This is a genomic window from Azospirillum sp. NS33, from assembly GCF_059703765.1.
In genome coordinates, this window is record NZ_BAAKJB010000021.1 from 42365 (window position 1) to 68704 (window position 26340).

Below are 26340 nucleotides of genomic sequence, written 5' to 3' on the forward strand. Positions count from 1 at the left end.
GTCACACCGGGATCAGCGCGGTGCGCAGGACGAACAGGATCGCGTCGTTCTCCAGGTGACCGGCCACGACCTTCATGGCGGCGGTGCCCTTGCGCCGGCGCAGGTCGTCGTGCCCGTTGCGCTCCAGCCACCCCTTCACGGCGGCGCCGGCGGCCTCGATCGCCTCCCGCCCCGCCGCCCCGTCGAGGTCCGGCTGCGACTCCGCCGGACCGAGGAAGGAATCGATCAGCCCCTGGCGGTTGGTCCGGCCGACCAGGCGCACCAGCGGCGACGCCACCGTCACCACCGGCCGGTTCGCGGCCCCCGGCGCCGTCACCGGGCCGGCGCCGAAGCGGACCGAGATCCCGGCGAGGCCGCGGTTCAGGTCGCCGGCCGTGAAGGGTGTGGGAAACATCGCGCTGAAGCTGACCATCTACTCTCGTCCGTCCTCTGGCAAAGCGGTCCGGTCAGCCGACGCCGTCGGCAAACCGTGCGTACTCGTCCTCGTCGTCGTCGAAGTCCATTTCGAGCTGTTCGCGCTCGAACGCCTCCTCCATGGCCTCGTCGAACATATCGATGACGTGGTCCTTGGGGTTCATGCCGCGGGTGTCGTAGCCGCGGCGCTCGGCCTCCTGCTCGAAGATCTTGTCGGGCATCAGCAGGGCGATCGAGCGCAGACTCTGCAGGAAGGCGCATTGCACGAACACCGGCCGCGGCGCGCACCCCTTGGCGAAGGTCGTGATCGAGGAGGCCAGCTCCGACAGCGGGTTCTCCGCCAGCTTCAACGTGAACTTCATGATGCTGGTGATGGTGGCGCGCTCGGTCAGGCACCCGGCGTGGCGCTGGCGCAGACGCCCCACCATGCCCTCGCCGTTGCGCATCACCGTGTTCAGGGTCGCCAGCTCGTAGAGGTCGTCGCGCACCACCTTCAAGCGCTCCTGGTCGGCGGCGGCCGCGGTGCTGGCGAGCTCCTCGGCCGAGGCGTCGAGAAGGAAGGTGATGGCGGCACCGAAGCGGCCCACCCCGAAGCGGTCGACGATGCTGGAGAAGGTCTTCAGCACCCCGCTGTGCTGCAGCACCTCGCGGCGGTACATGCTGCGCGCCTGGATCGCCGAGCCAAGCCGGTTGGCGAAGAACTGGTAGGTCGAATTGGCGATCACCAAGCCGATGCGCAGCTCCGCCTGGTACTTGACCAGCATCGTCTCGATGGTCGCGCGGATCTGCTCCAGCGCCGGATCGCTGTCGAGCAGGCGCTTCTTCAGCGTCTCCTCGATGAAGAGGAGGGCGGCGTAGAGCACCGGCGGGTCCGGCTCGCCGTCGCCGCCCAGCAGGGTCGGCAGCAGCGCCGGCAGGCGCCGCAGCAGGAAGGACAGCACGTCGTTGGAGGTCGCCGCCGACCCGATGTCGTGGAGGTGATCGGCCAGTTCTCCCGCCAGAACACCCAGCGCCGCCTTGGCCTGGACGTTGCTCGTGTCGGGCAGGAGGTCGTAATAGGCCTCCCCCTTGCCCGACCGCGGGTCCTGGCCGGCGCGGAAGTCGTGGACGACGGCGGCCTCGGCTTCGATCTCGTCGCGGGTGCGGCCATGGGCGCGGCGGCCCATCGCCGCCTCCTCCTGGGCGTCGCGCGCGTCCGCCACGTCGTCGTCGAGCGGCACGGCGCTCCCACGACCGGACGCCCCGGCCTCGTCGCGGCGGTCGGTGCGGCGCATCCGCGTCTGCGACACCAGCACGCTGACCTCTTCGGCCAGATCCGAGGCGGGCTGGTGGGCGGCGTGCCGGGTGCCGGGGGCGGCGCGCTCCCGGGGCTCCGGTGCGACGACGGGGGGATGATGGACGATCGGCCCGACGGCCACGGACGCCTCCTGTTCTCAGCGGCCGGGGGGCGGTCGCGCCGGCCACCCCCCTCCCGGCCCCTTGCGCTCAGCCGCGGATGGCGTGGGCGATCTGGAACTCGTTGGACGCCTGGGCGCCGAGGAAATCGGTCTGCCGGCCGAACACATCCCTGGCCTTGTCCGCCTCCTGGCCGAGGACCGACATCAGCTGTTCGATGTAGCGGGTGGTGTCGGAATGGATCTGCTGCTGGCGGTCGAGATCGTATTGGGCGAGCTGCTTGATCTCCTCGCCGAAGACCGAGAGTCCCTGGACCGTTTCCTGGCCGGTGCGGGAGAGCTGCATCATCAAGGAGATCTTGTATCCGACCCGCTGCGAGGACGCGCGCATCATCGACGCGTACATCGCCGCGTCGGCGGGATCGAGCATCTTGATGTTCTTGAAATCGGTGTGATCCATCTCGCCGGGCTCGCCGTCGGCGATCTTTCGCATCTTGGCCATGGAGGCGTCGTGGTTTTCGATCTCCTCCTTGGTCGGCAGGCGGTTGGTGTCCTTGTCGCCCGCCGGCTTCGCCGTCTCGGTCCTGGAGTCCTTGGCCGTCACCTCGGCGGCCGTAACCGGCTTGGTCTCCGGGGCGTCGGCCTCCTTGGGCTGGACTTCGGGCTTGGGCTGGACTTCGGGCTGGGCCTGGGCCTCGGGCTTGGCCTGGGCCTCGGGCTTGGCCTGGGCCTCGGGCTTGGCCTGGGCGGCGCTCTTTGCCTTGTTGGGGCCCGGCGACGGCGCGACGTCGGTGTCGACGGCCTGCTTCGGCGGCGCCGGCGGCTTGGAGGCGGTGGCGGTGGGCGCCGGCCTGGAAATCTGCATGTCCACCTTGCTGCCGCCCAGCGCGCCGGAGGGCGCGGCTGCGGTTCCCGGCGTCTTGGCGATCTGCACGTCCACTTTGGCGCCGTTGGCGAGACCACCGCTGGAGTTGAAGCCCGGGCTGTTCCGGTATTCCCAGTTCACCGAAGCGATCTTGTTGTCGACGTTGCGCTTCTTGAGGGCGAGCCCGCCATAGGACATCCCCGCCGCGGCAACGCCGACCCCGGCGCCCACCACCTGCATGGCGAGGGCCACGCGCATGCCCTTCTTGATCTCGCTCCTGGTTTGGCTCATCTCCTCCAAGAGCTCGCCCATCGCCTCGTGGATCTTCTGGAGCTGCGCGAAGGACTGGTTGCCCAGCTCGAAGGAGACCTGGAGCTCGTAGAGCGCGGTCATCATGCCGACCATGTGGGACAGCGCGTTGATCTCGGCGTCCGACAGGGTGCCGCCCGACGCGAGCACGCTCTGGACGTACTGGACGTCCTGCAGCAGGCGATCGGCATTGGTCGTCACATCCGGCGTCGCGACGCCCTGCCCGCCGCCGGTCCCGACCGTCCGCGCAATGTCGTTCGGCACGACGCCGCCGCCAAGCTGATTCACACCCATGTCGCTACCCTCCGCCCATATGTCCGCTCAAGACGACCGGGGCGCGCGTTCCGCCCCCCCGCCGCCCACCTCAGATCATCTTCGTGCCGATGTTGAACGCGCCCTGCACCTGGTTGAACTGCGCGTCGAGCAGCGCCGTCGCCGACTGCTCCATGCCGCGCCGGTTGGCGCCGCTGACCGAGCGCAGCCGGTTCACGTAGGACAGCTCGTCCTTGAGCGGCTCCATCTTCATTTCCGTGTCGAGCAAATCGACCTGCGCCTGCCCGGCTTTGTAGTCGAGCGTGCCCTGGATCATCGCGTGGGAGAAATTGGTGGCGACCGACACGCCGTCCATGATGGTCATCCACGCGTCGAGGTCGATGCCGCCGCCCTGGTTCAGCTTGTTCGCGGCGTCTTTTCCTTCCTTCGCCCTGCCCAGCGCCTTGTTGAACAGGTCACGGGGCGACTGGTCCAGGAACTCCTTGGCCTTCGTCGCCATGGACTTGGCTTTCTCCACCTCGGCCGTCGCCGTCGAGGCGTCGACGGCGGCCTCCGCGCCGTCGCGCGACACCTGCTGACCGGCTTTGGCCGAGGCCTTCGCGGCGTCGTCGGTGACCCGGGTGGAGGCCTTGATCGCGGCTTCGGCGGCGTCGTCCCCGGCCTGCTTGGCGACCTGGACCGTCACCTTGGCGGTGGCCTCCTGCGCGACCTGCTTGCCGACCGTCGCGGCGGCCTGGGTTCCCGCCTGCGACGCCCCGCGGCCGCCGCCATAGACGAAGGATTTCAGCGCCGCCACACCCTTGGACCCACGGCTCGCCGCGACGGTCCCGAGATTGCACGCACTGCTGACGGACATGACCGCGCAGCCGATCTCGATCGCCATCAGGGCGTAGCCGAGACGCTCCATGCCCTTGCTGTCCATGCCGTCCCAGCCAAAGGACGTGGCGATCTGCAGGCTGGCGTTCGCCGTCGTGGCGAGGGCGCCGATGATCGCCGGGCCGGCGATCCACAGCGACGCGCCCCCGGTGGCCACCGCCGTGGCGACGGCCAGGACGACGCCCAGCACCGCGGTGGCGATGCCGATCCGGCGCGACCTCTCGGCCTTGCGCTCCGCCTCGTTCAGGTCGTGGATGGCGTCGTCGATCTCCCGCTGGATCTCGTTGACCTTGTCCTTGATCTTGGCCGCGATGGCCGCGAGGTCGATGCCGGTCGCGGTCTCGTCGAGCGCACCGCTCAGCGCCAGCGACCGGATCTCCGCCGACAGCGACAGGAAGATCTTGGCCAGCACCTCCTCGTCGAGGGTGCCGTCGTCCTTGAACAGCCCGCCGAAGTCGAGCCCTTCCGCCAGCTTGATGATCTCCTCGGCCAGCGCCTCGTTGGGCACGACGCCGCCGTCCTCGCCCACCACCACCAGCGCCCCGGTGGCGGTCGTGCCGGCGGTCGCCGCGCCGCTTCCGGTCGTCCGCTCCTGCGGCACAAGGACCGGCGCCGACGGCGTGCTCCCCACGGAATTCGTTTGCATGTCCGTTCCCCTCGCTTGGCCGCTGCCGCTGCCGCGGCGCCTCAGTCCGCCGCCCGCACCGCGGCGGCACCGACCGCCCCGGCGCCGGCGCCGCCCATCCGCTCCACCAGCGCCGCCCGCGCCGCCTCGATCTCGGCGATCTCCGGGTCGTCCGAGTGGCGGTCGATGAGGTCGCCGAGGATGCCGACGAGTTCGCGGGCGTTGTCGGGGTCCTGCGCTTCCAGGAAGCACTCGATCGCCTGCACCACCGGCCAGAGGTCGCCATCGCCGACGACATGGGCGATGCAGTAGGCGTCGGCGGCGCTGCGGTGCATCTCCAGCCGGCGCATGCACAGGGCCAGGGAGAGCCAATGCCGCGTGTTGTGGTAGTCGACCATGACCAGGACGCGCAGCAGCTTCAGCGCCTCGCCGAGCCGCCCGGCCTTGAGGTGCTCGCGCGCGATGCGGAACGTGCCCTCGATCTGCTGCGGCCCGATGTTGAGCACCGGCGCCAGGGGCTTCCCGGTGACCAGCGCCGCCACCAGCTCCAGCCCCTTGTTGGGCGGCCCGCCCAGGACCGCCTCCGCCTGGCGCGCCGCCTCGTCGACGATGTCACCGATCTGGTCGCTCAGGTCGCGCAGCGTCCGTTTGGCGTCTTCCATGCCGTCGGCCGGCGGCGCGATCAGCGTTGTGTCCATGATCAGGGTCCTTCGTTCGACGGGTGGGAAGCGGAGGGGTCCTCGGACCGCTGCCGCCGGTAGAGGAGGAGGATTCCCTGGGCCGTGCGCACCGCGTCGCGGTAGGCGGTGAGGCGGCGGAACAGCGGGGGCGCCACGCCCTCGTCGAGCCGCCGCTCCGCGGCCTGCGCCTCCGCCTCGAAGGACAGGAAGACGCCGTCGCCGCGGGCGGAGTCCGATGACGTCATGCCGTGCATCCCCTCGCTTGCTGATGTGCCCGCCATCTAGTCCAACACCACGGACGCCAGGCGGGCGCCCTGCTTGACCACCACCTCGTCGATGCGGATGTCGACGATGTGGATGCCGTCGGCCAGCAGGTCGCCGACCCCGAAGCGGTTGCCGTGCCGATCGAGGACCGCCGGGCGCGGTCCCATCAGGATGACCGTGATGCCGAGGTCGTGGGCGGTCGGCTTGAAATCGGTGCTGGGCTCGTAGAGCCGCACCCGGTTGTCGACGGCGATCGTCGTGGCGATGCCGGCGATCAGGCGGTCGAGCACGGCGAGACCGGACGCGCCGGTCACCCCGCTCACCACGACCGCGGTCGACGAATGGGCGACGGCGACACCCTCGACCCCCGCCTCGTGGAGCGCGACGGCGAGCCGCCGGGCGACCGGCTCCGGGCTTTCGACCGCGACGTCCAGGTTCTGCACGCCGGGCAACTCGAGCCTGACCTGCTGCAGGAAGCGCTCGGCCTGCTGCTGCGTCGGCACGGTGCCGTGCACGCGGATGCGCCCGCTGGTCTCGTCCACCGCGACGGCGAGGTTCGCGTGCTCCGTCTGGCCGATCAGCATCTCCAGCGACTTCACCTGCCCGCCCCGGTTCTGCACCCGCATGGCGACGGGAAAGCGCAGCATCGACAGCCCCGACAGCAGACGGACATAGGTGTTTCCCGACATCACGAAGCCGGTGAGGGCCAGGCCTCCTGCCGCTTCCTGGCTGACCGAGACCTGGCCGTCGGGAACCACCCGGCTGACCAGCGCCTCCAGCTCCAGGCGGCGCTGGCGATCGACCGCCGCCGCCGGCGTGGCGTCGACCGGCGCCTGGGCCGCCGGGCCGGATGCTTCGGTCGCCGCCCGGAGGGTGGCGACGACGACCGCGTAGGCGCCTCCCTTGGCGACCCAGTCGACGGCGGGGAACACGAACACCAAGGCCAGCAGGGTGGTCGCCACGCGGGTGAATCGGCGCTCCTCGACGACCCGCCACACCCGGGTGCTCCGTCCCGTCGCGGCCGCAGCCCCGCCCGCCGCGGTATCGGCCGCGGTCGCCGACGGCACCGCCGCGTCCCCGGTGTCGACCGGCCCGCCGTCGGCGTCCCCGTCGCGGCGGGCGAACAGGGCGGCGACGATGTCCGACACGTCGCGGTCGAACCAGGCGTCCGGCGAGCGGGTCACGACGCACACCGCCGACCCGAGACGGAACGGCGTGTCGAAGGCGACGGCCACCGTTCCCTGGCGTGCCCCACGCTCGGTGACCACCGGCGCCTCGGCTGCGATCAGGACCTGGTCACCGGCCGCCCGCAGGGTGGCGTGGTGCCCGGCGATGGCGGCGCCGTCGAGGACGATGTCGTTGTCGAGCGCGCGCCCCAGGGTGACGTCGCGGTCCTTGATGGGGAGAGCCGCGCCCTGGTTCGCGCCGAAGAGCACGCAGAACTCCGCGCTCCCAGCATCGTTCGGCTTCACCATAACCCAACCCCGATTGACAATGTCTTCGCATCGCCCGCGGCGGGGTGCGCCGCGAGCGCGGTGTCAGCGACGTGCCGCATCCCCGGCAACCGGCTCACCAGGCGCGCATCACCGTGTCGATGTCGTCCAGGCGGTCCGTGACCATGTTCGTCAACAAGGAGAGGTTGTTCGAATACGTCTGGGAGGCGATCTTCAGGTCCAGCGTCTCCAGCGTCGACATGTTGGACTTCGCCTGCTGCGTCGCCTCCAGGCGCGAGATTGCCGACTCCACCGTGGTGGTGTCGCTCACGTCGACGTCGATCCGCTCGAAGATCGCCTCCACGGAGTATTTCTGCTCGAACTTGGCCTCGAACAGGGATTGCAGCGACACCGCCCCGAGGATCTCGGACTCGGTGGCGCCCTCGATCTCCGTGACGCCGACCTGCTGGAGGATGCGGTTGCCGATGTCGGAGGCCGCGGCCGTCGGGGTGAGCATCTCGACGTTGAAGGCGTTGACGATGGAGGTCCGCAGGCGGGCCACCGTGGTGCCGCTGTTGATCGCCGTGTCGCCCAGGATGTTGGAGAGGCCGGAGGCGAGGGTCGCCATCTTCGCCTGGAAGGTGGGATCCGCCTTGATGGCCGCGGCATCGGCGCTCGCGGCGCCCACCCAGCCGGTGTCGGCGAAGGTCTCGCCGCCGTACGCGAAGACGCTGTCGAAGATGGCGTCGAGGGCCGCCGGCATGGTGGTGGTGGCGCCTCCCGCCAGGGCCTGCGCGATCAGGTCCTCAAGCGACAACGATTCGTTCGACACGACGGAGCTGTCGTTGAGCGCCACCAGCGCCGCCTTGAGCTCGTCCAGCTCCACCGCGTCCCAATGGTCGGCGTCGGCCGTGACCGTCGACGCGAGCGCGGTCGCCAGCGGATCCGACGCGCTCAGCGCGCCGCTGTTGAGCATGATCTGGAGCTCCGACTGCGCGAACTGCACGCCGGCGAGCTGGCTGTTGGTCTTCTCGACCTTCGAGCGGAGCTGCTCCAGCGTCACCTGCGCCGTGTTGAGGCCCAGCTTCAGCGTGGTGAACCACAGCGTCGCGAACGCGCCGCCGTCGGCGGCGTTCAGCGAGCTCAGGGTTTCCGCGTAGGCCAGCGACTTCGTCTGGACCTGGGAGACGGTGTTGGTCGACATATGCTTCCCCCTCGATGTCGGCGCCCACGGCGCGTCGCCACCAATGTTTCACAACCACCAGCTTCGACTGTGCCATTACGGCCGCGGCAATGCGTGCATCGCCTGCGGCATGAACGCGCGAGCGTTGCCGTCGGGCCGCGCCCATTCTGGCAGGAGGCTCGACAGGCGCGTCCCGATCGGTTTCTCCGATCCATTCGAGGGACCTATAGCATCGAATCGTATGAGGTGGAATGAAAATAAACACGCGCCATGGACTCTGATTCCCATGTGACGGTGATGTTTCGGACCGCCCAGCCGATTCGGATGCCACGAGATGCAGAGTCCTCGATACCAAGATCCGGTTTCAGGATTCAATGAGACCATGCGAGAAAAGTTGACATTTTTATGAAGCGTCCATAATGCCATGATACGGCGACGGATTCGTTTTCCTGTGGCACAGTGTTCACGCTTGGACTTGATTCGTTCTCTATGGTGAAGCATCTCATCACCGTTCACGATCTCCATCGTCGGTCATTAGTGACGTCCGATACGTGAAAACCGCGGCTCTTCGCCACCCAGATACGCCGCCTGTCGGGCCGACTTGATTGCAGTTATGTTTCGTTTTTGTGAAACTGCTTCATCTCTGGCATCACCACCACCGATTGCCGGTGGACAGACCGTCCCCACTTCGTTATCACGCAAATCGTTTCCATGCCGCACCGCACCGAAGCGTGCCGGAACGATCCGATGCGCCTGCCCAGTCCAGGCGCACGGTCGGCGTGCCGGACGCGAACGCGGAGAACCGCCGGCGGCGGCCAGGGGACGGACGGCGCGGCCCGCGGCCGCGGCGCACCAGCGCTCTCAGCCACGAAGGGGGATGGGATGAAGGTCTGGCATGGCGGTGCCGTGGATGGGGCACCCGACGGCGGGGATGCCGGTCGCACGACACAAGATCTGCGGCAGGCGGGCGCGGCGTTCGAGGCCGCGGTCTTCGGCGCGGACGGCGGCGAGGACGCCGCGGCGGCGGCGGGCCGCATGCCCGGCGATCTCACCCGGACGTTCGGGTTGGCCGCCCTGCTTCGTGAAGCCTTCAACCGCGAATGGGGTAAGGAAGATGGTCACGGGTCTTGAAGGTGTCGTGCCGCTCGACGGCCTGACACGCGTCGATCCCCAGGGGCCGGCCGCTGGCGCGCCCGACCTCAAGGAGGTCGGCGCGGATTTCGAACAGCAGGTGTTCGGCGAGCGCCAGGCGGCGGACGCCGGGGTGTCGGCCGAGGCCAACGGCTCCGGCGCACCGCCGGGCAGCAGCATCGGCGAGCGTCTGGTCGATACCATGCAGGGCCTGAACAACGAGCTGGAATCGACGATGGACGAGGTGATGCGCCTGATCAGCAAACGGCCGAACCAGGCGGAGCTGCTGCAACTCCAGCTCAAGACCGTGCAGCTGTTCATCACTCATGAGTTGAGCAGCAAGATGGTCTCCAAGGCGACCGATTCCATCGACCAGCTGGTTCACAGCCAGTGAGCCGTCCGGGGCGCCGCCGGCCGAACCGGCGGATCTGACCGTCCGCAGCCCTTCTGAGGTGGTGAATGTCCATCGTCATCGCGCCGTCGGCAGGGGGCGCGGCCGCCAGCCCTGGCGCCGGCGCCGGCGGCGACCGCACCCACGTCGACATGAGCGGCCCGGTGCCGCTGCCCAAGGCGCTGAAGTCGTTTCCGCCCTTCGCCGAACTGCGGCAGGCGGTCCGGACCCTGGCGCCGTCGAGCGGCGACACCGCGGCCCACCCCGTCCTCCTGCCCGGCGCGACCATCGCCAGCGTCGCCCTGGCGGCCGTGATGGCCGCCGGAGCGGGCGCCTCCAGTGCCGGCGAAGCCGGAGGAGGCGCCACGGGGCTCGGTGCCGGTGGGCTCGCGAGCGGTGACCCCGCAGGCGGCGGCGTCGCAGGCAGCGGCATCGCGGGAGGTGGTCCCACGGGTGGTGGCATCGCGGGCGGTGGTCCGACCGGTGGTGGCATCGCGGGTGGTGGCATCGCGGGTGGTGGACCCACGGGCGGTGCGCCGGCCATCCCGCCATCGTTCCCAGTGGCCGGCGGTCTCCCTCCCGGTGACCCGCCGCCATCCGGCACCGCAAACACGCCATCTCCCCCCGACACCGAGTCGGACCCGGGGGAGTCGGACCCGGGGGAGGCGGAGCCGGCGGCCACGATCCCCCCGAGCGGCGGCAGCGGCGGCGATCCCGCACCGATGCCCGGGGAGCCGGCCACCGTGGCACCCGGCACACCCCTTCCGGGGTTGCCCCCCCGTCCCACCCCGATGCCGGGAGACCCGATCCCCGGCTTGCCGGCGGCGGCGGCGTCGACGCCGGTGGCCGGCGCGCTGGAGCCGCTGCGCTGGGCGCTGGAGGTGGCGGCGGCAGCCATCGGCATCGGTCGCGTCCTGCCGGACGCCGCCGCGCCGGCCAGCGCATCGGACCCGGCCGCCGGCGCCGACACCTGGGCGGGGTCCCCGCCAGGACGCGCGCCCTGGATCGACGGCGTCCCCGTGTCGCCCGCCACGACCGCCGCCCCACCCAGCGCCACCGGCGTCGCCACCGCCATCGGCTCGGCCACGCTCGACACGCTGGCCAGGGCGGTGGCCACGGAGTCGGCGTTCCAGTCGCTGCTCCACGACGGTCTGTCCGTCCTGGCGGGGGACGACGGGCTGCGGTCGGCGGCGGCGGCCCTGCAGCACCGGCTGCTCACCCGCCCCGACCTGACTCTGGACGGGCTGGTGCAGGCGGGTCTGCTGCGCGATGGAGCGGGGGCGGCCCCCGCCCCTCCGGGCGCCACTCCGGGCGCCACTCCGGGCGCCACTCCGGGCGATGACACCGCCCCGGCGCCGCGCCTGGACGCGTTCCTGCAGCGCCTGGAGGGGGCGGTGCGCGCCCTGCTGGCCGGCGGGGCGGGTGCCGAGGCGACCGGCATCGCGGTGGCCCGGGTCTACCTTCAGTTCGCCGCCCCCCTGCTCGAACGCGCCGCGGCGGCGGAGCCCGCGGCCGCCAACACCGCCGCCAACACCACCGCCGACACTGCCGGCACCACCGCCGTCAACATCGCCGGGGCCGACGCCGGAGCCCAGCCGCCCGACATCGCGGCCGTGCTGCGCGCCCTGTCCGCCCGCGGACTGTTGCCCCAGGCCATGGACCCCGGCGGCCAGTCGGCGCTGGCGGCGCAGGTGTCGGCCGATGTCGCCCGGCTGCTCGCCCCCCACCTCCAGGGGCTGGAGGCGATGCGGCGCACCCGTGGCTTCCTCACCGCCATCCGCACCACCGCCACCCCGGCGCAGCGGCGCAGCCCGCTCGGCGTCCTGGTGGAGGGCGGGCGGCGCGCCGCCGCCGACATGGCGGGCGACGACCGCGACGCCCTGCTGCGCGCCCTGGCGCTGCTGGCCGAGGACGAGGACGGCCTGTTCGAGGGCCTGCGCCGCGCCGGCGACGAGGACGCCGCCGACCGCCCGCTGGCCGCGGTCCTGTCCGACCTGGTCTCCGGCGACGCCGAGCGGCGGGTGACGGCCGCCCTGGCGGCGCTCACGGCCGACGAGGTCGCCCGCCTCACCGAGGAGGCGCGCGTCGCGGCGCGCCGCCTCGCCGGCGCGCTCCAGCACGAGCTGGCCGCCGCCGACCGACTCGCCGGCCAGCTCGACGCCCTGCGCGACGGCCGCTACTCCCTGCCCCGCTGATCCGGAGTCCCCACCATGGCCATCACGAGCGGGACCGGCGGCACGAGCGCCAGCAGCACCGCGCTGCTGAACATCCAGGCGCTGCTGGACAAGATGAGCACCTACCAGGGGGTCGACGTCTCGATCCCCGAGCTCGACCGCATGGCGGTGGAGCGCGACGTGGTGACGGTGACCAGCGCCGGCGTGGCCTTCATCGGCGAGACCATGAAGAGCTATCTCGACCGTGCGCAGGGTCTGTCGGTGCTGGAAGGGCTGATCCAGCCCATGCTCGACGACGGGCTGATCACCGAGGACACCATCACCGGCACGGTGATCGAGAAGGTGGCCTACAGCCTGTTCATGGACAACTTCGAGCAGGACGACCGCTACGCGTCGGCCACCCACGGCGCGCTGGCCAACGGGCTGCTCGGGACCTGGAACGGCGTCACCTACTACCTCACCGATTCCGGCTCCCCGGAAACTCTGGAGGCCCGGCAGGAGGCCGGCGACGGCGTCTGGGCCCATCAAGGCGAGGCTGCCAGCAGCGTCATCGACCTTGCCGCGCTGAACACCGGCACGTTGACCGACGAGCTGGAGACACTGAAGGCGGCAAACCCGGCGGTCGAAATCACCATCGCCGATCCCGGCACGGCGTCGCTGGACGCCTGGATCGCCGAGCTGGAAGCCGCGATCGCCGCCACGGCGCCGGCGCTCGACGGGGCGGACGAGCAGACCGAATTCGACGCGGAGGCTTACGACTTCGCCATCTCGTTCATCACGGCGATGCAGCAGTCGCAAGCCTATCCGGCGTCCTTCGACGACATGGACCTCATCGGAAACCAGGCCAGGCAGTTCCGAGAGGACGTCGACCTGCCGTCGGAGATTTGGGACCAGGCGGCGGCCGACGGGACAATGGACCTCTCGCATTACAATACTTTTGGGTATGTTTACTACAAACAGAACGTCGATCTTCCCGACGATTATGAAAACATGGAGTACACGATCTATCTGCCGATTGTCACGACCTACAACCCCACGGGCGCCACCTCGGTCGGGTTCTATGCGCAGGCTGGTGCCAACTATGGCACGAGGGGTTATGGTCCGTATCTTCAGAACTACGTCGGCGAAGGGGGACAGGACGCGCTCGGCGACACCCCCGGCGACCTCCTCAACGAAGGCAGCACCACGCTGACGCTGTGGGAATCGCTCTACCACTCCCTCGACGACGACTACAAGACCCACCTCATGGAGACCTATTCCCTGCAGGACCCCGCCACCGTGGCCGATGCCGCGGTGCCCGGTGCCTACCAGGTCACCAACTACACGTCGTTCAGGTCGCCGCGGCCGATGTACCCGCCGGAGTTGGCGGCGATGGCCGCCATCGTCAACGCCGCCCTCGGAGAAATGTATCCGCGGTTCGACACCAGCACAACGTCGTTGCTCAGCGGGGCCGGCGGCACGGTGACCGTGTGGAGCGGCGTTTGGTTCGACATGGACAGCGTCGGCTCCCTGAGCACGTCGGCGGCGGCGGCGCTTCTCGGCCCGCCGCCGCTGTCGGAGGAGAGCCTGGAAACCTTCCAGGACCTCTCCGACCAGCTCGCGATCCTGAAGGCGATCAAGGCGGCCTGTCCCGAGGCGGGCTCCATGACCCTGTCGGAGGTCGATGCCTTCTTCACCGATCGCATCGACGGCACCCCGTATGTCCAGGACTACGGCAGCGGCACGCCCGCATCGGCCGCCCCCTACCTCGACGAGTTCGCCTTCCGGTACGTGCGGAACGACGATTTCGGCGGGGCGCTGAGCCGCGCCCTGAACGACCTCGGCTCCATGAAGGATCTGAAGGCCTCCAGCTTCCTCAACATCTCCAAGACCACCCGCGAGAATCTCGGCAACATGACCCAGTCGGTGATGCTCGACGTCAAGGCCGCCCAGGCCAACCTGGAGAACGCCATCGAGATGATGGACAGCGTCTTCGAGGACCTGAAGAACGCAATGCGCGACCTCTTCGCCAAATGGTGAGCGTGACGGCTGCAGAGGCGAGAAACGGGATAACATCATGGCCATAACGAGCGGCACCGGCGGCACGAGCGCCAGCAGCACCGCGCTGCTGAACATCCAGGCGCTGCTGGACAAGATGAGCACCTACCAGGGGGTCGACGTCTCGATCCCCGAGCTCGACCGCATGGCGGTGGAGCGCGACGTGGTGACGGTGACCAGCGCCGGCGTGGCCTTCATCGGCGAGACCATGAAGAGCTACCTGGACCGCGCCCAGGCCCTGTCCATGCTGGAAGGGGTGATCCAGCCCATGCTCGACGACGGCCTGATCGCCGAGGAGAGCATCACCAGCGACATCTTCACCCAGATCGTGTTCGGGCTGTTCCTGGAGACCTTCCAACAGGACGAGGCGTATGACGAGGCGACCTATGGCGACATCGCCAACGGGCTGATCGGCACCTGGCATGGCAAGACGATCCACCTCACCGATTCCGGCACCCTGGCGACCGCGGTGGAACGCCGGGACGGCGACGACGGCGTGTGGGGCAAGGACACCGGGGCCGACACCGTGGTGATCGATCTCGCCGTCACCGACGTCGCGGCGCTCAACGAGGGGCTCGACCTGCTGGAGGCGGCCCTGCCGGCGATGGACACGGGCATCGACGGCGACGGCAGCACGGCGACGCTGGACGCGTGGATCGCCGCTCTGGAAACCGCGCAGACGAAAGCGGCGACCAAGGTCGCGGCGACGGAATCCCTGAAGAACTACCAGGTGGACTCGACCATCGCGTTCGCCGAGCAGTTCATGTCTGCCATGAAGAACGTCAGGGTCTACGAGGCGAATTACGGCGACATCCGCATGTCCGCCGGCGCCGACGCCAAATACACGATCCCCGCTGACGGCTGGGACCAGCTCGCCGACCAAGGCACGGTGGCCTTGACACTCACCAATTTCGGCAACATGTCCTATTACGATTCGTTTTCAACAGGGCTTTTTGAAATTTTTGGCTACACTCTCTACATGCCTCTGCTGACGAATTACAATCCAACCGGGCAAAAATCGCTCGGTTTCTACGCGCAGGCAGACGTGGGTGGAGGCTTTCTTGATGCCGAGAAACAGTACCACAACTACATCGGCCAGACGGCTCAATCGGCACTGGACGTCACCGCCGGCAGCCCAATCAACCAGGGCTCGTCGACGCTCACCATGGTGGAGTCCTTGTACTACTCGATCGCCGCCGATCCCGCCTTCGAGACCTATCTGCTGCAGAAGTACAATCTTCCCGATCCCGGCACCGTAACCAATGGCGCCATGCCGGGCTACATCAAACCCCCGTTGTTCGACTTCAATCTGCCGCGCGACATGCAGCCGACGAAGCTTGGCGCCATGCAGGACGTGGTGGACGCGGCGCTGAACGAACTCAACGCGGTCGCCAGCCTGTCGGGCCACAGCTACGCGGACCAGGGCAACATCCCGATCGCCAACCTGATCAACGCCCTCGGCGGCACGACCTCGGAGTATCCATTTCTTAGCGCGACCACCGCGACCATCGCCGGCCTCAAGTCGATCGATCCGACGAAGGTGGATGATGTTCTGAACCCGGAGCCGCTGAGCGACCAGGAGGTCGCCGCCTACCACGCCCTGGGCGACCAGATCGCCATGCTGAAGGAGATCGCGGCGGCCGACCCGACGCTGGGATCGATGACCCTGTCGGAGATCGACACCCTGTTCGGCGGCTCCATCACCGGCACCCCGGTGGAGCAGGACTACGGCAGCGGAACGCCGACGTCGGCCGAACCCTACCTCGACGAGTTCAAGTACCGCTACGCCCAGGGCACCGACTTCGACGCGATCCTCAACCACGTGTTCACCGACCTCGGCTCGATGAAGGATCTCAAGGCGTCCAGTTTCCTCAACATCTCGAAAACGACCCGCGAGAACCTCGGCAACATGACCCAGTCGGTGATGCTCGACGTCAAGGCCGCCCAGGCCAACCTGGAGAACGCCATCGAGATGATGGACAGCGTGTTCGAGGACCTGAAGAACGCCATGCGCGACCTCTTCGCCAAATGGTGATGCCCGTGCCCGCGGCGCGAAAGGAACGAACGGAATGACAACGGTCGCGGACGGCGACGAGCCGATCGCCGCGCTGGAGGCCGTGCGCCGGCTGGTCGGGGCGGCCTTCCTGGCCGCCCACATGGGACGGCGCGAGGACGCCGAGCGCATCCTCGCCGGCGCCGCGGCGGCGCGCCCCGGGGCGCGCTACCTGCCGGTCGCCCGCGGCTACCTCCACGTGCTGTTCGGCGAGCCGGAGGAGGCGTTGCGCGACCTCGCCGGACTCGCCGAGGGAGACGACGAGCTGGCGGCCGATGCGCTGCGGGTGATCGCCCTGGCCGCGGCGACCGCCGGCTACACCGGGCGGGCCCAGGCCGCGGAGGACCGGCTGCGCGCCATCGCCTCCGACGGGTCCGCGTGGCTGCCGGACGGCGCGCCGCCGCCCCGCCGCCGCCCATGAGCCGGCTGCCCCTGGCCGCGGAGGCCCGCCCGCTGGCCCTGCCGCGGGTGGCCGACGCCGCCCGCAGCACCGCGCTGGCCCGCCTGGCCCACGCGGTGGCCGAGCGATTCGGGTTCGCCCTGGAGGGGGTGGCGGACCCGCCGCCCGCCAGCGGCTGGGACGTGGCATTGCAGGTCGGCACGGCGCGGCTGCGCCTGCGGGTCGATGCGGCGGGCATGGCCTGGGCGGCGCCGCGCGTCCTGGCGCTGGCCGCCGACCAGCCCTTCGACGCGCCGCTGCTCGACGCGCTGCTGGAGGTGTCCCTGGCCGCGGGGCTGGAGGCGGTCGAGGCGATGCTGGGCACGCCCGTCCGGGTGCTGGCCGTGAGCGAATCGGCCACCCCGGCCGGCGCCACCGGGTCGGCGCTCGCCATCGTGCTCGTCGAAGGCGGTGCCCGCCTGCCGGTGTGGGTCTGGGTGGACGACGCGGCCCGCCTGCCCGCCGCGACCGGCCGCTTCGCCGCGGCGGGCCGGCTGCGCCTGGCCGGCCGCGTGTCGGTGGGTGCGCGCACCCTGGCGTTGGGCCGGCTGCGGGCCGCGGCGCCGGGCGACGTGGTGGTGACGGATCGGCCGTTCGCGGCGCCCGACGGGCGGCGGGCGGCCACGGTGTGGTTGGCGCGGGACGTCGGTCTCGCCGCCCATGTGACGGACAAGGGAGAGGTCATGGTCGAACGCAGGATTCCCCGCAGCGCGCCGGATGGGGAACGGCGCGTCGCTCGCCCCGGGCCGAGCGACGGCGGCGAGACGCCGGTGACGGGAGCCGCGCCAGAGGACGACGCGGCGGCGTCCGAACGGCTGCTGCCCCCCCGCGACCTCGACTCCCTGCCCGTCCGGGTCGAGGTGGACGTCGGCGCGGTGGAGATCGCGGTGCGCGAGCTGCGCGAGCTGACCCCCGGCACGGTGCTGGCGCTGGGCCGGCCGGTCGACGGCCCGGCGATCCTGGTGGTCAACGGCAGCCGCATCGGCACCGCCGAGCTGGTCGACGTGAACGGCACGCTGGGCGCCCGCATCCTCACCCTCGTGCGCTGACCGCGCCCGGCCAACCGCACCGCCGCCCGTCCAAGGACCCCGGAATGGACATTCCCAGCCCATTGACCCTGATCGCCGCGGTCGGGATCTTCGCGCTCGTGCCGATCACCGTCACCATGCTGACCAGCTTCGTGAAGCTCGCGGTGGTCATGATGCTGCTGCGCAATGCGCTGGGCGTGCAGCAGATTCCACCGAACATGGCGATCTACGGCATCGCCATCATCCTCACCGTCTACATCATGGCGCCGGTGCTGGTGGACGCCCGCGCGGTGGTCGTCGACAGCGGCCTCGACCTCAACGACCTGCCGGCCGTCGCCCGCGCCGCGGAGCAGATCCTGCTGCCGTTCAAGGCGTTCCTGACGACCCATGTCGACCCGTTGCAGACCGACTTCTTCGTCGAGGCGGCGACCCATCTCTGGCCGGACCACCACACCCTGGTGCCCGAGCCGGACAGCTACCTGATCCTCATCCCCGCCTTCGTCACCACCGAGCTGACGAACGCCTTCGAGATCGGCTTCCTCATCTACCTGCCCTTCATCGCCATCGACCTGATCGTCTCCAACCTCCTGCTGGCGATGGGCATGATGATGGTGTCGCCGGTGACCATCTCGCTGCCGCTGAAGCTCTTCCTGTTCGTCATGATCGACGGCTGGTCGCGCCTCATCCACGGCCTGGTGATGACCTACTAGGCCGCGGGCAAGGACGGAGAACCGGGATGCAGACCGAGACCCTGGTCACCCTGACCACCCAGGCGCTGTACCTGGTGCTGATGCTGTCGCTGCCGGCGATCGTCATCGCCTCCGTCGTCGGCATCCTGGTGAGCCTGGTGCAGGCCCTCACCCAGGTCCAGGAGCAGACGCTGAGCTTCGCGGTGAAGCTGATCGCCATCATCATCGCGCTGATGGCGACGGCCAACTGGCTGGGCGTGTCGCTCTACGACTACGCCATCCGCATCTTCGATTCGATCCCGGAAATCTGAGCGGGGTGCCAGGATGATCGCCGGCCTGCCCTTCGACATCTGGCTCAAGGTCGCCGTGCTCGGCCTGCCACGGCTGACCGTGATGTTCTTCGTCATCCCGCTGATCGGCAAGGGCAACATGCCGATCTGGCTGCGCACCGCCATCATCATCTCGTTCGGCCTGGTGCTCGCCCCCGCGCTGACCGGCAGCGCCGCCGCGGTGCCCTTCGGCAAGATCGAGTTCCTGGTGATCGTGCTGAAGGAGGCCCTGCTCGGCCTCTTCCTCGCCTATCCGCTGGCCGTCGCCTACTGGTCGGTGCAGGGAGTCGGCTACTACATCGACAACCAGCGCGGCGCGGCGATCGCCGACACCATCGACCCGCTGAGCTCCGAGCAGACGTCGAGCCTGGGCGTCCTGTTCAGCCAGGCCTTCGTCGTCTACTTCTTCGCCATCGGCGGCTTCAACCAGCTGCTGGGCTTCATCTACGACTCCTACCGGCTGTGGCCGGTGGAGAACCTGCTGCCGGCCATGGACGAGCGGGCGGTGGAATTCTACCTGGCCAGCCTGTCCAGCCTGCTGCGGCTGGTCGTCCTGCTGTCCGCGCCGGCCATTCTGCTGATGTTCGTGGCCGAGCTGTCGCTCGCCCTGGTCAGCAAGTTCGCGCCGCAGCTCAACGTCTTCTTTCTCGCCCTGCCGATCAAGAGCGCGGTGTCGCTGTTCGTGCTGGTGCTGTATGTCCGCATCCTGTTCGACCACCTGACCGAAAGCAACTTCGTGTCGATGGCCGACCTCCTGAAGATCCAGGACATCTTCCGGGAGTCGGCGCCATGACCGGCCCGGCCGGGCCCGGCCGGGGCACCGCCGCCCGGCCGCAGCAGGAGGACGACCGCCATGGCCGATGAGGGCAAGGGCGGGCAGAAGAGCGAGCAGCCCACCCCCAAGCGCCTGCGCGACGCCCGCAAGAAGGGCCAGGTCGCCAAGAGCAAGGAGGTCGTCGCCGCCCTGCTGGTGGTCGCCCTGGTGCTCTACCTGTTCGGGGCCCAGGACTTCATCGTCGAACAGATGTCGGCGCTGATGCTGGCGCCGGTGCGGGCCATGGAGATCGGCGGGCCCGGCGCCGCGCTCGTCATGGCCCGCGCCTGCCTCGACGTGATGCTGTGGATCGTCGTACCCGTCCTGGCCGTGGTCTGCGTCGTCGCCGTCGGCGCGCACATCGTCCAGTTCGGCCTGCTGTTCAGCGTCGAATCGGTGAAGCCCAACCTCGACAAGCTCAACCCGATGAGCCAGGCCAAGAACATCTTCTCGATGCGCTCGGTGGTGGAGCTGGTGAAATCCATCATCAAGATCCTGGTGCTCGGCGGGTTCTGCTATTACTTCATTTCGATCAATCTCCAGGACATGCTGATGGCGCCGCAATGCGGCAGCGCCTGCATCGGCCGCGTGTTCGAGAACATCCTCAAGGGCCTCCTCGGCGCGACCATCGCCGCCTACGTGGTCATCGCCGTGGTCGACTACGGCTATCAGCACTTCGACTTCATGAAAAAGATGAAGATGAGCAAGGACGAGGTGAAGCGCGAGTACAAGGAGGTCGAAGGCGACCCGTTGATCAAACGCAAGCGCCGCGAGTTCCACCGCGAGTTGCTGGCCAGCGCCGGCGACCTCGACATCAAGAACTCCTCGGCGGTGGTCACCAACCCCACCCACTTCGCGGTGGCGCTGCACTACCAGCGCGGCGTCACGCCCCTGCCCATCGTCACCGCCCGCGGCCGCGACAAGGAGGCGTTGCGCATCCGCCGCGTCGCCCAGCTCTACGGCATCCCCATCATCGAGGACCCGCCGCTGGCGCGGAAGCTCTACCACAAGGACCGCGTCGGCGATTACATCAGCCGCGACCTGATGGCCGAAGTGGCGCAGCTGCTGCGGCGCGTGCGCCTGAACTTCGGAGACGCGCCCCTGCAGGAGCGCGCGACCTACCGACTCGGGCCCCTGCTCAGCCCGCTCGACCAGTTGTTCAACCGCCTGGACCGCTGAGCGGAGCACAACGATTGCATTTTTATGTCATTTTTGTGCCGCCCCGCCGTCATCAGGGAGTTTTGTAAAATATCTTCCAAACGAATCCGGCTGGGCCTGGGCCGCGATGCCACGGCATTACGGAGCTCAGGCTCCGCGTTTCCTTGCGCATGGGGTTGCGGCGCTGTTCCATGGGAATTTTTTGTGTTGATCGATTTCCGCGCTTCACAATTCGTGGGCATGCAGGGTAAACAGCGTGGAGTGAAAGCCGCCGCTGCGGCGGCGTCCCGTATTCCGCGTTCGCACGGCGCCCCGGGGGTGGCCGGCAAGGAGGCAACGACATGGCCGTGTCCCTCGACACCAGCGCCGCGCTCGCCAACAGCGCGCGCATGGAGGCGCAGATCAAGGAAACGAACCTGCGCGATCTGGCGACGCACAACCCCATCGCCGCCGTCCAGTACGTGATGGCGCAGATGGCCGACATCGCCCAGCTCATGCAGGTCGACACGGTGCTCGCCATGTCGAAGAACGCCGCGCTGCTGGAGGAGCTCGACACGTTCATCCGCGAGATGGACAGCGGGAAGTACGCCATTCCCGAGGCCGACACCGCGCGCGAACTGTCGATGCATCAATTCAATTCAACCTCCGACGTCACCAATCTTAAGAAAGACGATGACAATCACTTCTCCGATGGAACCCAGATTTTTGAAGCGTTCATCAAAAGTTTTTTGAGCGAACACGGCGTGACGATCGGGTCGGGTGACGTGTACACCCAACTGTCCAATTACTTCGGCATCACGCCGGCGATGACCAAGGACATGAAGTTCGACCAGTTCAACGTCAATCTGACGACACGGCGCAACACGCTGTCCCAGGAGGGCACGACGCTGAGCCAGGACCACCAGTATTCACGGTCCAACGTCGACAAGGTGAAGCTGCAGATGAAGGATCTGATGGATTCTGCACACAACCTGTTGATGCAGTTTGCCCGCCTGAACTGACCCTGGGGCCTGCCCCCGACCGACGCTGCGAGGTTCCCATGTCGACCCAGGTCACCGGCCACGCCTTCTCCCCAACCTGGGAGGAGAACAAGGTTCGCGACAAGATGTACGAGGCCTCGCTGGGCCGGGGCGACGTCCAGTCGGCCCTGCGCGAGGTCTTGCGGCTGTGGACCGAACTGTACGGCGTGGACCTGGCGAGCGAGAGCAGCGAGATCAACGCCCGCTCCGAGGACGTGGATTTCCTGCGCCAGGTGCAGGAATGGCTGGCCGACGACTCGCTGTCGGCGGAGGAGGTCGAGAAGAAGCTCCTCGAGGCGCTGGAGGCGGGGGGCGCCGCGTCGCTGGTGAACCTCCACGCCGCCGCGCAGGCCGAGGCCGCCAAGGCGCCCGGTTCGTCGTTGTACACACCGGTGGAAACCGCCCAGACGAAGTTCGCGGCGGCGATGGGCGAAACCGATTTCAACGGCCTGTTCGGCATGAGCTGGGAGTCCTTTTCGGACAAGCTGGCCGGCGACCGCGACGGGCTGGCCGACACCCTGCAGAACCGGATCGAAACCGAGACCCGGCTGTCCGACCAGCAGAGCCTGAAGCTGCAGGCCCTGGTGCACAAGCTGGAGGAGACCACGGCGCTGATCAGCGACCTGATCTCGCTGGAATCGCGCCTCAAGCGCCTGGTCACCACGTGACGCCCGCGGCACGGCGCGGGCGGGCAGGAGAAGGAGACGAGCGATGACCGGCTGGACCGATGGAGACGACACCCCCGGGCGCGACGCGGGCGCGCCACCGGACATCGCCCAGGCCAACCTGGCGCGGATCGCCCTGCGCGATCTGGAAAGCACGATGGAACGGCTGATCGAGGTCGACGGCCGGGCGCTGTCCCTGGCGGCGCGCGCCGGGCAGATGTTCCTCGACGGCCAAGTGCCGGTCGACCGCCAGGAGGAACTGGTGACGGCCATGCAGCAGGTGATCGACACCAGCGTCGATGCGCGGACCGTGATCAAGGACGTCGGCCGCATGGTGGGTGTCACCAAGGCGGTCGCCGGGCGGCTGCCGCCGGCCGGTACGCCGGACACGGACGCCGGCCGGGATGGCGGCCAGGATGGCGGCGGCGACCAGGCGGGGGGTGTCCGGGATGGTGGCGACGGCGCGGCGGCGGAGCCGCAGCGCGACGCCGCCAAGCGCCAGCGGCGGCTGGCCCGCATGCGCCTGTGACCCCTGCGCCGGTGACCCCGGCCGTTGTGGCACGGGACCACCACTCATCGACCACGGACCACCCGGGCGGAATGCCGCCCCTTCACGAGGAGAAGCACCATGGCGGCGGACGCGGCGGGCGGCACCAGCGCCCCGATGAACCTGTCGGAGCACATGGGTGAGATCTACAACACCCTCCTGCCCCAGTACGAAAGCAGCTACGAGCAGATGATGGCCGAAGTCGGCAACCTCGACATGATGGACCCGCGCAGCATCCTCGACCTCCAGGTGATGTCGTCGATGGTGGCCAAGCCGCTGGAAATCGCGTCCAACCTGATCTCCAAGTTCGGCGAGACGTCGAGCCGTATCATCAACAACTACAACTGAGGCCGCGGCAGGCGGACGGATCGGCGGAGGACTTGATGGACGTCACACGCACGGGCACCACGGCCGACGCGTCGACCTGGGACGCGTTCCAGAAGCAGGCGGTCGAACGCGGCGACTACCACGCGATCGTCACCCGGATGCTGGCGACCTTGTCCCGGCAAACGGCCGAAAACGCCCAGTACCGTGGCCTGGCGGCCGACGACCAGCTCGCCGAGGCCGATCTGCTGCGCTCGCTCAAGGGCTGGCTCGCCGACCCCCAACTCGACGCGACGGCCATCAAACAACGGCTGGTGGAGGCGACGCGGGACGATGCCGGGCTTCTGGCCAAGGTGACCGGTGGCGACCTGGACGCCTTCGTCGGCGCCGTCGCCAGCGACCGCGACGCCACGCTCGACCGCATCGGCAACGATCTCGCCGCGGCCACGCGGGTGTCGGACCAGGGCATCCTCTTCATGCAGACCATCACGAACTCCCACCAGGAGCTCGACGTCATGCGGAGCACCATGATCGACAGCATGCGCAACCTGAACAAGATCATTCTCGGCGCGTGACGCCGGGGCCGCGGCGGCAGCGCACCACCTCCCCCAGGAACGGACGGGCCTTGGAATGAGCGAAGCACAGGACGACGGCGCCGCGCGGGCGCAGGCGGCGGTCATGCGGATGGCGGCGCGCGAGCTGACGGCCGACATGGACCGCCTGCGGGAGATGGAATCGCGCCTGCTCGCCGCCGCCGCGGCGGCCGGCGAACGGTTCCTCGACGGAGCCCCCGGCGCCCCGCACCCGGCCGAGTTGATCCCGCTGCTCGACGCGGCGCTGGAGACCAGCACCGCCACCCGCAGCACCCTCGCCGAGGCCGACCGGCTGGCGCGGCGCTTCACCGCCGCGACCCGCCCCCTGGCGGGGGTGGACGGCCCCTCCCCGGATGGTGCGGCGGCGCCGGAGAAGTCGGTGCGCCACCGCATCCACCTGTCGCGCATGCGGCTTTGACGGCCGACGCGCCGGCGCCTCCCTGGGCGCCGCCACCGACCTTTTCCTAGGATCGAGCGATGAGCGACCAAGCTTCCCATGCCGCCCCGGGCGCCCCGGCCACCGCTGGGGACGCCGCGTCCCCGGCCACGCCCGAGGGCGTGACCGCGCTGGCGGCGGCGCTGCAGACCCTGATCGAGGTCGACGGTCGTGCCCTTGCCACGGCGGCGCGGGCCGAGCAGCTGTTCAAGGACCCGCGCGTTCCCGCCACCGTGCGCCAGCAGATCGCCGAAGCCATGACCGCGATGGTCGACACCAGCCAATCGGCAAACCGTCTGGTGGAGGATCTCAAGCGGGCCCTCGACGGTGACTCCGCCGATGCCCCGCCGCGCAAGGACGCGACCCGACGCCGCCCGGCCGGCCCGCGGGTGCGGTTGTAGCGGCTGGCCGGCCGCCGCCATTGCCCGGTCACTTGCCCCCTGACAACGGCAATGCTACGTGTGCGACGTCGATGGCTTCGTTCCCATCGGGTGTGCCGCCAACCGGCGCGCGCCCACGACCACATCCCGCATGAGGAAGTACGGTGTGCACAGTTCCGAACGCCTTGACCTGATCCGCTCCGTCCTTGGCCTTCCCCAGCTGGAGTTCGACACCAACGGCCTCTGCGCCGTGGAAGCCGACGGCGGCATCACCCTGGCCTTCGTCGACGCCCCGGCGGAGATGAAGGTCTACTGCGTTCCCGTGACCCGGCCGGAATACGAGGGGATGGCGGACAAGACCGGGTTCCTGGAGATGCTTCTGGCCCTCAACTTCGCCGGCGATTTCACGTCGGCCTCGTTCCTCAAGACGTGCTTCCTTGAGGACGCCGGCGTGCCGGTCGTCGCGGGCACGCTGGCGCCCGGTGCCCTCACCGCGGAATCCCTGACCCGGCTGGGGCAGGACCTGCACACCATCGCCCGCCTGGTGCGGGCACGGGTCGTCGACGGTGCGATGGCGGTCGCGGCCAAGGACACCACCGCCAGGGACGTGCCGATCGACAGCCACGTCCTGCGGATCTGACGCCCCTCGCCGCACCACAGCCGCCACACCAGCCACGCCCGCCGCGGACGCACCGCACGCGTCCCGCCTGACCTGAGGATCTCGGCCCATGTCCCCTTCGCCCATCAACGCGCAGGCCTTCCTGAACCGGACGCAGCACCTGCCGGAGGAGACCCCGCTCGCCACCCTGACGCGGTCGGGCGCGGCGAAATCGGAGTCGAAATCGCCGCTGGCGGGTCTCTTCCGCATGGGGGGACGTTCGGCGGTCGAGCCGTTGCAGGTGATGACCCAGGCGCTGATCCAGAGCCGGACGCCGTCGCGGAAACTGCCGGAGGACGCCATCCACACCATGGCCGCCAACATTCTGCTCGATTTCGAGGCGCTCAACGGGGGTCCGGCGGAAACCCTGGGTGACCTGCGCACGCTCGTTGCCGCCACGACCGACGCCGCGGCGATGCGCGTGCTGACCTCTGGGGACATCTACTCGCAGGACCAGGCGCGCGGGATGGTCAGCGAAGCGATGGGCACGTTCGAACAGGTCCACGGCCACCAGCCGCGGACGGTCGAAGAGGTGGACCAGTTCATGCAGCCCATGGGGTTGCGCAACGACTTCATGCGCATCGCGCAGCAAAACGCCAACAACCAGCAACAGCAGCCTGTGAACGGCAACCGGGATTCGGCCGAATCGCTGTTCCTCCGGCATGGTGCCGAGATGCAGCGGGAGGCCCTGTCCTTCAAGGCGGAGCAAGCGCGGGTGCAGCAGCCGCAGGTGCAGACATTCCAGCAACAGACGCGGTTGCAGGAGCAGGTTGCCCCGGCGCCCCGGCCCGTCACCAGGGATGACGAGGGGCTGGGCATTCTGAACGTCGGGCCGCCCGAGACGGAGAGCCTGCGCTCGGAGGACGTCGGATCGCGGGCGGACGATTTCGATCACCTGGACGAGTCCCGGCTCAGCGAGTTCCTGACGCCACTGCCGGAACACGACCTGTTCGGGCGTCTCGATGGCGAGGATGACGACATTCCGCCGCCACCGCCGCCGCTGTCCGAGCTGGGCTCCGAGGACGGGAAATCCCTCGATGATGACTCGCTGCCGCCGCCGCCGCCGGGCCCTCCTCCCGGCAACGGCAACGCGCCCCGCGCAAACACCAACGGCTGACGCGGGCGCCCACCCGCAGCCCCTGCCCCCGGCGGTCAGACC

Annotated in this window: 28 protein-coding genes; 20 read left to right on the forward strand and 8 right to left on the reverse strand. The window is 69.2% G+C overall.

Translation table 11 applies throughout. The features are described 5' to 3' along the window. Nucleotide 1: 1 nt before the first annotated feature. The 8 genes from AC6H2I_RS18665 to AC6H2I_RS18700 form a co-directional block, all read right to left on the reverse strand. Nucleotides 2–412, reverse strand: a complete 411-nt coding sequence (locus AC6H2I_RS18665; protein WP_497502193.1) for a hypothetical protein — start codon at nt 410–412, stop codon at nt 2–4. Nucleotides 413–446: 34 nt separating this feature from the next. Next, nucleotides 447–1832, reverse strand: a complete 1386-nt coding sequence (locus AC6H2I_RS18670) for a hypothetical protein (RefSeq protein WP_497502194.1) — start codon at nt 1830–1832, stop codon at nt 447–449. Nucleotides 1833–1899: 67 nt separating this feature from the next. Beyond that, entirely contained in the window at nt 1900–3276 is a 1377-nt protein-coding gene (locus AC6H2I_RS18675) for a hypothetical protein (RefSeq protein WP_497502195.1), read from the reverse strand. Between the two features lie 70 nt (nt 3277–3346). Then, nucleotides 3347–4777, reverse strand: coding sequence for a hypothetical protein (locus tag AC6H2I_RS18680; RefSeq protein ID WP_497502196.1), 1431 nt, complete (start codon nt 4775–4777; stop codon nt 3347–3349). 41 nt (nt 4778–4818) lie between these two features. Beyond that, on the reverse strand, nt 4819–5454 hold the full coding sequence (locus AC6H2I_RS18685; RefSeq protein ID WP_497502197.1) for a hypothetical protein: 636 nt from the start codon (nt 5452–5454) through the stop codon (nt 4819–4821). A 2-nt stretch (nt 5455–5456) separates the two neighbouring features. Next, nucleotides 5457–5681, reverse strand: coding sequence for a hypothetical protein (locus AC6H2I_RS18690; RefSeq protein ID WP_497502198.1), 225 nt, complete (start codon nt 5679–5681; stop codon nt 5457–5459). A 36-nt stretch (nt 5682–5717) separates the two neighbouring features. Continuing rightward, on the reverse strand, nt 5718–7136 hold the full coding sequence (locus AC6H2I_RS18695; RefSeq protein ID WP_497502199.1) for an FHA domain-containing protein: 1419 nt from the start codon (nt 7134–7136) through the stop codon (nt 5718–5720). Nucleotides 7137–7269: 133 nt separating this feature from the next. Further along, nucleotides 7270–8337: a hypothetical protein gene (locus tag AC6H2I_RS18700; RefSeq protein ID WP_497502200.1), complete on the reverse strand. Its 1068-nt coding sequence runs from the start codon at nt 8335–8337 to the stop codon at nt 7270–7272. A gap of 861 nt (nt 8338–9198) precedes the next feature. On the opposite strand from AC6H2I_RS18700, the gene AC6H2I_RS18705 reads away from it, so the two are divergent. From AC6H2I_RS18705 to AC6H2I_RS18800, 20 genes are all read left to right on the forward strand, one after another. After that, nucleotides 9199–9447, forward strand: coding sequence for a hypothetical protein (locus tag AC6H2I_RS18705; RefSeq protein WP_497502201.1), 249 nt, complete (start codon nt 9199–9201; stop codon nt 9445–9447). After that, nucleotides 9431–9841 carry an EscF/YscF/HrpA family type III secretion system needle major subunit gene (locus AC6H2I_RS18710; protein ID WP_497502202.1) on the forward strand — a complete coding sequence of 137 codons (411 nt, stop codon included), beginning with the start codon at nt 9431–9433 and terminating at the stop codon, nt 9839–9841. Before AC6H2I_RS18705 ends, AC6H2I_RS18710 begins: the two co-directional genes overlap by 17 nt. A gap of 788 nt (nt 9842–10629) precedes the next feature. After that, nucleotides 10630–12033 carry a hypothetical protein gene (locus tag AC6H2I_RS18715; RefSeq protein ID WP_497502203.1) on the forward strand — a complete coding sequence of 468 codons (1404 nt, stop codon included), beginning with the start codon at nt 10630–10632 and terminating at the stop codon, nt 12031–12033. Between the two features lie 15 nt (nt 12034–12048). Further along, a complete protein-coding gene (locus tag AC6H2I_RS18720; RefSeq protein ID WP_497502204.1) occupies nt 12049–14031 on the forward strand; it encodes a hypothetical protein in 1983 nt (660 codons plus the stop codon). Between the two features lie 37 nt (nt 14032–14068). Next, nucleotides 14069–16084, forward strand: a complete 2016-nt coding sequence (locus AC6H2I_RS18725) for a hypothetical protein (protein ID WP_497502205.1) — start codon at nt 14069–14071, stop codon at nt 16082–16084. 34 nt (nt 16085–16118) lie between these two features. Continuing rightward, nucleotides 16119–16523 carry a hypothetical protein gene (locus tag AC6H2I_RS18730; protein WP_497502206.1) on the forward strand — a complete coding sequence of 135 codons (405 nt, stop codon included), beginning with the start codon at nt 16119–16121 and terminating at the stop codon, nt 16521–16523. Continuing rightward, nucleotides 16520–17590: a type III secretion system cytoplasmic ring protein SctQ gene (gene sctQ / locus AC6H2I_RS18735; protein ID WP_497502207.1), complete on the forward strand. Its 1071-nt coding sequence runs from the start codon at nt 16520–16522 to the stop codon at nt 17588–17590. Before AC6H2I_RS18730 ends, sctQ begins: the two co-directional genes overlap by 4 nt. A 44-nt stretch (nt 17591–17634) precedes the next feature. Next, nucleotides 17635–18279, forward strand: a complete 645-nt coding sequence (sctR, locus tag AC6H2I_RS18740; protein WP_497502208.1) for a type III secretion system export apparatus subunit SctR — start codon at nt 17635–17637, stop codon at nt 18277–18279. Between the two features lie 26 nt (nt 18280–18305). Further along, nucleotides 18306–18569 (forward strand): type III secretion system export apparatus subunit SctS, encoded by a 264-nt coding sequence (gene sctS / locus AC6H2I_RS18745; protein WP_497502209.1) that lies wholly within the window; start codon nt 18306–18308, stop codon nt 18567–18569. 13 nt (nt 18570–18582) lie between these two features. Next, on the forward strand, nt 18583–19380 hold the full coding sequence (gene sctT, locus AC6H2I_RS18750; RefSeq protein ID WP_497502210.1) for a type III secretion system export apparatus subunit SctT: 798 nt from the start codon (nt 18583–18585) through the stop codon (nt 19378–19380). A 60-nt stretch (nt 19381–19440) separates the two neighbouring features. Continuing rightward, nucleotides 19441–20580, forward strand: coding sequence for a type III secretion system export apparatus subunit SctU (sctU, locus tag AC6H2I_RS18755; protein ID WP_497502211.1), 1140 nt, complete (start codon nt 19441–19443; stop codon nt 20578–20580). A 320-nt stretch (nt 20581–20900) separates the two neighbouring features. Next, entirely contained in the window at nt 20901–21560 is a 660-nt protein-coding gene (locus AC6H2I_RS18760) for a hypothetical protein (RefSeq protein WP_497502212.1), read from the forward strand. Between the two features lie 38 nt (nt 21561–21598). Then, a complete protein-coding gene (locus AC6H2I_RS18765; protein WP_497502213.1) occupies nt 21599–22246 on the forward strand; it encodes a hypothetical protein in 648 nt (215 codons plus the stop codon). Between the two features lie 43 nt (nt 22247–22289). Beyond that, on the forward strand, nt 22290–22772 hold the full coding sequence (locus tag AC6H2I_RS18770; RefSeq protein WP_497502214.1) for a hypothetical protein: 483 nt from the start codon (nt 22290–22292) through the stop codon (nt 22770–22772). 99 nt (nt 22773–22871) lie between these two features. Continuing rightward, entirely contained in the window at nt 22872–23138 is a 267-nt protein-coding gene (locus AC6H2I_RS18775) for a hypothetical protein (protein WP_497502215.1), read from the forward strand. Nucleotides 23139–23173: 35 nt separating this feature from the next. Further along, nucleotides 23174–23689, forward strand: a complete 516-nt coding sequence (locus AC6H2I_RS18780; RefSeq protein ID WP_497502216.1) for a hypothetical protein — start codon at nt 23174–23176, stop codon at nt 23687–23689. 55 nt (nt 23690–23744) lie between these two features. Next, entirely contained in the window at nt 23745–24125 is a 381-nt protein-coding gene (locus tag AC6H2I_RS18785) for a hypothetical protein (protein WP_497502217.1), read from the forward strand. Between the two features lie 59 nt (nt 24126–24184). Beyond that, nucleotides 24185–24544: a hypothetical protein gene (locus AC6H2I_RS18790; protein WP_497502218.1), complete on the forward strand. Its 360-nt coding sequence runs from the start codon at nt 24185–24187 to the stop codon at nt 24542–24544. 130 nt (nt 24545–24674) lie between these two features. Further along, nucleotides 24675–25163: a type III secretion system chaperone gene (locus tag AC6H2I_RS18795; protein ID WP_497502219.1), complete on the forward strand. Its 489-nt coding sequence runs from the start codon at nt 24675–24677 to the stop codon at nt 25161–25163. A gap of 88 nt (nt 25164–25251) precedes the next feature. Then, nucleotides 25252–26298 carry a hypothetical protein gene (locus tag AC6H2I_RS18800; RefSeq protein ID WP_497502220.1) on the forward strand — a complete coding sequence of 349 codons (1047 nt, stop codon included), beginning with the start codon at nt 25252–25254 and terminating at the stop codon, nt 26296–26298. Nucleotides 26299–26340 lie beyond the last annotated feature (42 nt).

What these genes read in the sequence shown, in the direction of transcription:
- AC6H2I_RS18680 (WP_497502196.1), bottom strand. Translation starts at nt 4,777, where the DNA reads ATGCAAACGAATTCCGTGGGGAGCACGCCGTCGGCGCCGGTCCTTGTG.
- sctR (WP_497502208.1), top strand. Translation starts at nt 17,635, where the DNA reads ATGGACATTCCCAGCCCATTGACCCTGATCGCCGCGGTCGGGATCTTC.
- AC6H2I_RS18685 (WP_497502197.1), bottom strand. Translation starts at nt 5,454, where the DNA reads ATGGACACAACGCTGATCGCGCCGCCGGCCGACGGCATGGAAGACGCC.
- AC6H2I_RS18770 (WP_497502214.1), top strand. Translation starts at nt 22,290, where the DNA reads ATGACCGGCTGGACCGATGGAGACGACACCCCCGGGCGCGACGCGGGC.
- AC6H2I_RS18775 (WP_497502215.1), top strand. Translation starts at nt 22,872, where the DNA reads ATGGCGGCGGACGCGGCGGGCGGCACCAGCGCCCCGATGAACCTGTCG.
- AC6H2I_RS18730 (WP_497502206.1), top strand. Translation starts at nt 16,119, where the DNA reads ATGACAACGGTCGCGGACGGCGACGAGCCGATCGCCGCGCTGGAGGCC.
- AC6H2I_RS18795 (WP_497502219.1), top strand. Translation starts at nt 24,675, where the DNA reads ATGAGGAAGTACGGTGTGCACAGTTCCGAACGCCTTGACCTGATCCGC.
- AC6H2I_RS18765 (WP_497502213.1), top strand. Translation starts at nt 21,599, where the DNA reads ATGTCGACCCAGGTCACCGGCCACGCCTTCTCCCCAACCTGGGAGGAG.
- sctS (WP_497502209.1), top strand. Translation starts at nt 18,306, where the DNA reads ATGCAGACCGAGACCCTGGTCACCCTGACCACCCAGGCGCTGTACCTG.
- AC6H2I_RS18760 (WP_497502212.1), top strand. Translation starts at nt 20,901, where the DNA reads ATGGCCGTGTCCCTCGACACCAGCGCCGCGCTCGCCAACAGCGCGCGC.
- AC6H2I_RS18705 (WP_497502201.1), top strand. Translation starts at nt 9,199, where the DNA reads ATGAAGGTCTGGCATGGCGGTGCCGTGGATGGGGCACCCGACGGCGGG.
- sctQ (WP_497502207.1), top strand. Translation starts at nt 16,520, where the DNA reads ATGAGCCGGCTGCCCCTGGCCGCGGAGGCCCGCCCGCTGGCCCTGCCG.
- AC6H2I_RS18790 (WP_497502218.1), top strand. Translation starts at nt 24,185, where the DNA reads ATGAGCGACCAAGCTTCCCATGCCGCCCCGGGCGCCCCGGCCACCGCT.
- AC6H2I_RS18665 (WP_497502193.1), bottom strand. Translation starts at nt 412, where the DNA reads ATGGTCAGCTTCAGCGCGATGTTTCCCACACCCTTCACGGCCGGCGAC.
- AC6H2I_RS18800 (WP_497502220.1), top strand. Translation starts at nt 25,252, where the DNA reads ATGTCCCCTTCGCCCATCAACGCGCAGGCCTTCCTGAACCGGACGCAG.
- AC6H2I_RS18720 (WP_497502204.1), top strand. Translation starts at nt 12,049, where the DNA reads ATGGCCATCACGAGCGGGACCGGCGGCACGAGCGCCAGCAGCACCGCG.
- sctT (WP_497502210.1), top strand. Translation starts at nt 18,583, where the DNA reads ATGATCGCCGGCCTGCCCTTCGACATCTGGCTCAAGGTCGCCGTGCTC.
- AC6H2I_RS18690 (WP_497502198.1), bottom strand. Translation starts at nt 5,681, where the DNA reads ATGACGTCATCGGACTCCGCCCGCGGCGACGGCGTCTTCCTGTCCTTC.
- AC6H2I_RS18675 (WP_497502195.1), bottom strand. Translation starts at nt 3,276, where the DNA reads ATGGGTGTGAATCAGCTTGGCGGCGGCGTCGTGCCGAACGACATTGCG.
- AC6H2I_RS18715 (WP_497502203.1), top strand. Translation starts at nt 10,630, where the DNA reads ATGCCGGGAGACCCGATCCCCGGCTTGCCGGCGGCGGCGGCGTCGACG.
- AC6H2I_RS18710 (WP_497502202.1), top strand. Translation starts at nt 9,431, where the DNA reads ATGGTCACGGGTCTTGAAGGTGTCGTGCCGCTCGACGGCCTGACACGC.
- AC6H2I_RS18780 (WP_497502216.1), top strand. Translation starts at nt 23,174, where the DNA reads ATGGACGTCACACGCACGGGCACCACGGCCGACGCGTCGACCTGGGAC.
- AC6H2I_RS18700 (WP_497502200.1), bottom strand. Translation starts at nt 8,337, where the DNA reads ATGTCGACCAACACCGTCTCCCAGGTCCAGACGAAGTCGCTGGCCTAC.
- sctU (WP_497502211.1), top strand. Translation starts at nt 19,441, where the DNA reads ATGGCCGATGAGGGCAAGGGCGGGCAGAAGAGCGAGCAGCCCACCCCC.
- AC6H2I_RS18725 (WP_497502205.1), top strand. Translation starts at nt 14,069, where the DNA reads ATGGCCATAACGAGCGGCACCGGCGGCACGAGCGCCAGCAGCACCGCG.
- AC6H2I_RS18785 (WP_497502217.1), top strand. Translation starts at nt 23,745, where the DNA reads ATGAGCGAAGCACAGGACGACGGCGCCGCGCGGGCGCAGGCGGCGGTC.